We start from the raw sequence: 4,053 nt of genomic DNA, 5'->3' as shown, positions 1-4,053 counted from the left end.
CCAGGATACTCTTAGGTGCCCCTGCCAGTTTGACCAGAGCTTCAGCTTCCATGAAATGAAGACCTGCCGGTACTACCAATATATGAAGGGGTTCCCCAAAATCATAATCCATAAGTTCATTTATGGGTAGCGCTTTGACAGCAGGTTGTGGCGAACCTGCCCTGGCAACTCCTACTGCCAGGCGATCTGCAATGCCCGGTTCTCCCAGCTGTTCGTCCATTTTCATTAACAGTTCACACCCCCGGTTTATTGTCATAAATCCTTTTTCAGGATCAATGTCCAGGAAGATAAGGGTATGCAGGTTTGCTTCTAAGTTGCTCTTAATGGTGTCGTATGGAGTATGAGAAATAATGACCTTTCCCTTATAGGAATAAGGGTGGGGGATGGTAGCGGATTTACCGAACCGGTAATTCTGGAGTCCTGTAAGACCCGGGACAGCGCTCATTATGGATGAACCATGGATGATCCTGGTCTCAATCCCAAGGTCATGGGCCCGCATGCGCAGGTCTACGTGCGTGGTGCTGACCATAGCATCGCCCCCAGTGAGAAATATCACATTCTTTGTTTTTGCCCTTTGCAGCCATTCAGGCTGCTGCTCTACATCTTCCCTGCTTAATAGATTTATCTTGCAACCATAAAATGATTCCAGCTTCCCAACAGTGGTTCCTGTAAGCACTGAGGTATAAAATTCTGCATATACATCCTCTGCCTGCCGGATTACCTCCAGTCCTTTGACAGAGATGTCTTTTTCATCGAACAATCCGATTCCAATAAAGGTGAGCATAATAATAGTTTTTGGGTTTTGACCAAATAAATATATTCTTAAGTTATATTGAAAAATAGATTATAAAGATATTTTTTTACCATTTTTCCAATATGATCTTTTCAGGAGCATGTTCCCATGGTTTTTCGTCCTGCCATACTTTAATCCAATCATCGGGCATGACCAAACTTAACGCTGCCATATCCCCCAGATACGTATCCAGTGCGGATCGCCTGATCTTAACGCCATCTGATAAAGCCGGGAATGATTTATAAAACTCATTTTCTATTAAAGGTGTCAAAATATCAATATTATTCATAAATACGCTGCCGCCGATCACAAAAACCTTTGTATCCAGAATTGCATTAATTGATGCCAGGCCCCGGGCAAAATATTTTGCAGCCCCTTCTATAATCTCTTTTGCCCTTGTATCACCTCTGCGATAAGCTAAAAATACTTCCTCAGTAGTTCCACCATAATCCCTGGCAATAGCCACTCCTGAGACCAATGCTTCCATATCCCCGAAATTACCGCAGCCGCATAGGGGTCCGTCTTCCACTAAATAAATATGACCAAGATGTGGAGCATTTCCGTTTTTTCCTTTGATCAATCTTCCGTTAACATATGCGCCGCTGCCTATCCCTGTACTCCAGGTAACATAAACCAGATCATCTTCTCCTTTGCCGGCTCCAAACAACCTTTCTGCCATTGCCGCAACAATTGCATCATTATCGATAACCAATTTGTGAAATACCTGAGATAATACTGTTTCAAGGGGAATCTCGGTCCAATCGTTGGGAATTACTTCCCTTTCCATGGTTAATCCGCCGCACAGGTTTGGTGCAACAAGAGTAATATGACCTTCCTTTTTTTTAAATGGACCACAACTGCCGATTCCCACAGCATTGATATCATCTTTACTAATTCCTTTTAAGTCACAAAGATAACTTATTAACAAATCCACCTGTTGAGGTATTGTCTTATTGTCCCCTTCCAATTGCGCAGGCTGGTATACTTTGGCCAGTATTTTTTCTCTATTTGCCAGGCTGGCAGTTATTTTAGTCCCGCCAAGGTCCACGGCAGCTAAAAATGGAGGTTCCATATCATGACTCCGTTTTTATCTCATAATTCGGTGGTACGACCAGCACCAGCACCTTTGATTTGCGCAATACCCTTTCAGTGACACTTCCTGCTATTTTCTTGAGCCCGCTCTTTCCGTATGTACCCATAACGATCCTATTCACACTATTCAATTCCGCTGTCTTAACTATTTGTGAGGAAGGGTCGCCGTCTTCAATGATTGTTGTGATTTTATCGGCATCGAGACCGCTTTTTAGCATTGCATCCTTATAAGTTCCCAGCAAATTTTCAGCCCCCATTTCCATCCATGGTTTTCGCTCCTGGCCCGACGGAGCAATAACATGAATCAGAATAAGCTCAGCGGTATGTTTTTTGGCAATCCTTAATGCGACCTGGGCTGCCTTTTTAGAATATTCGGACCCATCAATAGGTATCAGAATCTTCATTGTTTTAAATGGTTTCTCTGTAATGTATATAAATTATGTGAAGAAATACTAACTGTAACTCATTGGTTGTTATACGCAGGCGAATTTATTATGAGATATGAAAAATTCAAAAAGATCCAAAAAAAAGAACATTCTGAGGTCACCCGCCTTTTAAAAAAAACCACACATCTCACAGCCCGTGAATGGGTGATAGCCAGATTATGCGCTGACTTTAAGAACACTCAGGGACGTAGTGAGATGACCTGGATCGGAGAACATCTTCCAGAATTGGTACCTTTTTTCCATGAACCGTACTCCAGACAGGAAGTGTCCAATGCCAGGGCCACTTTCAAGAAAAAGCTGGAACGTTCTGGTACTACATTATTCTATTCATATTACAGCGGCCTTATCACAAAAGAAGAAATGCTGAAGATAATTCATAATATCACTAACAATATGAACACGCTGCTTGACATGGAAGATGAAGCAACCACTCGGGATCATAGTGAGGGAGTCCAGAATATCATGGTAGATATATTGCGGCAGATCAATAAGGCAATGGAGGAATAAGGTCTTCCAGCCTAGCTGTTTTGATTATATATTCGTGATCAAATGCCAGTGCGGGCAGGTTGTCCGGATCGAATAGCAAAGCATCCTGTGCATCTGATGAGGCTTTCAAAATGCCGCGGCCTACAGCCTTATAACACACAGATACGGTATGTCCCCTGGGATCCCTGCCGGGATCAGAGAATATACCCACCAGCCCCTTCAATTCCACATCAAGTCCTGTTTCTTCCTTCCCTTCACGGACGGCAGCTGATTCCACGGTCTCGCCCACTTCAACAAACCCTCCCGGCAGTGCCCATTGACCTTTATGTGGAGGATTCTGTCGCTGTATCAACACTATTTTGTTATCCATTATTATGATTATATCCACGGTAAGCAGTGGTGTGATAGGTCTGGTTATGGTATTACCCCCTTGAAATTGATCTCATTTACAAATTGATCAATGTGGTTTTCAATGGCATAGATCACGGAAGGTATCTTATCATCCGGAAACCCGGTATCTTTAAGGATATCCTGTGCCAGCCCGGCAGATACTGCGGCATGGTCAACTCCGGGTTTTTGTATTTCTGCTGGCCTGCCGATATCGTGTAGCAGTGCTGAGGCTTCCAATATCTCTGGGTTTCCTCCTTCGATATGTCCAATATGCAAACACAGTTCTCTTACCCTGAGCGTGTGGGTGATATCATGGCCTGCAGTGGGCTGCTTTTCTAGGATGAGCCTGGTTGAATCTGTTATAATATCTATCATTTTGGATTTCATCATGATCTTCTATTTCATTCAATGTTCTTTCTTTAAGAATAATATTAACCGCAGATGAACGCGGATATATTCACCTCCTGCGGAGTTGAGTGATATATGTGCTATATGAAGGCGTGAAATAACAATGGGAATTGCAGGACTAATTTTCTGTCCGATGATTACTAGCGTGAAGGTTTATGAAGTAAGGTCGCTGCACTAGATATTTCTTAGTAATAGGAAACGCTACATATTGATATTGGCGCAACTGAAGTCGCAGAAATGATTCAACGAATATTTCTAAATAGACTCATAATTTTAAATCCTCGAGATATTTATTGTGATAAGAAGCATAAGGAGTTTTGAAAAATATCCTTCACCCCTCTCTGCCATTTTCCAAAACAAACAATCAAAAAAAGAATGACAAAGCCCAACAACAAAAGAATAATAAGGATAAATTTTTTCAAACATATGCAATAATGA

Annotated in this window: 6 protein-coding genes; 1 reads left to right on the top strand and 5 read right to left on the bottom strand. The window is 42.2% G+C overall.

The window, feature by feature from the left end; all coding sequences use genetic code 11:
* The 3 genes from IBX40_11410 to IBX40_11400 all read right to left on the bottom strand — a co-directional run.
* On the bottom strand, positions 1 to 784 hold a 784-nt coding region (locus tag IBX40_11410), incomplete at its 3' end, for a diphthine synthase (protein MBE0524925.1).
* Positions 785 to 860: 76 nt separating this feature from the next.
* Positions 861 to 1,865 carry an ROK family protein gene (locus IBX40_11405; GenBank protein ID MBE0524924.1) on the bottom strand — a complete coding sequence of 335 codons (1,005 nt, stop codon included), beginning with the start codon at positions 1,863 to 1,865 and terminating at the stop codon, positions 861 to 863.
* A gap of 1 nt (position 1,866) precedes the next feature.
* Positions 1,867 to 2,289: a universal stress protein gene (locus IBX40_11400; protein ID MBE0524923.1), complete on the bottom strand. Its 423-nt coding sequence runs from the start codon at positions 2,287 to 2,289 to the stop codon at positions 1,867 to 1,869.
* A gap of 87 nt (positions 2,290 to 2,376) precedes the next feature.
* On the opposite strand from IBX40_11400, the gene IBX40_11395 reads away from it, so the two are divergent.
* Positions 2,377 to 2,838, top strand: coding sequence for a hypothetical protein (locus tag IBX40_11395; protein MBE0524922.1), 462 nt, complete (start codon positions 2,377 to 2,379; stop codon positions 2,836 to 2,838).
* Here the strand turns inward: IBX40_11395 and IBX40_11390 are convergent.
* Together IBX40_11390 and IBX40_11385 are read right to left on the bottom strand one after the other, a co-directional pair.
* The gene (locus IBX40_11390) at positions 2,816 to 3,235 is read right to left on the bottom strand and encodes an NUDIX hydrolase (GenBank protein MBE0524921.1); all 420 of its coding nucleotides are present in this window, start codon (positions 3,233 to 3,235) and stop codon (positions 2,816 to 2,818) included. The two genes, IBX40_11395 and IBX40_11390, sit on opposite strands and share 23 nt — an antisense overlap.
* A complete protein-coding gene (locus IBX40_11385) occupies positions 3,232 to 3,597 on the bottom strand; it encodes an HD domain-containing protein (GenBank protein MBE0524920.1) in 366 nt (121 codons plus the stop codon). The genes IBX40_11390 and IBX40_11385 overlap by 4 nt, the downstream gene beginning before the upstream one ends.
* Positions 3,598 to 4,053: the final 456 nt, after the last annotated feature.

This window comes from Methanosarcinales archaeon (assembly GCA_014859725.1).
GTDB lineage: Archaea > Halobacteriota > Methanosarcinia > Methanosarcinales > Methanocomedenaceae > Kmv04.
This window is presented reverse-complemented; position numbering and strand designations above follow the sequence as displayed.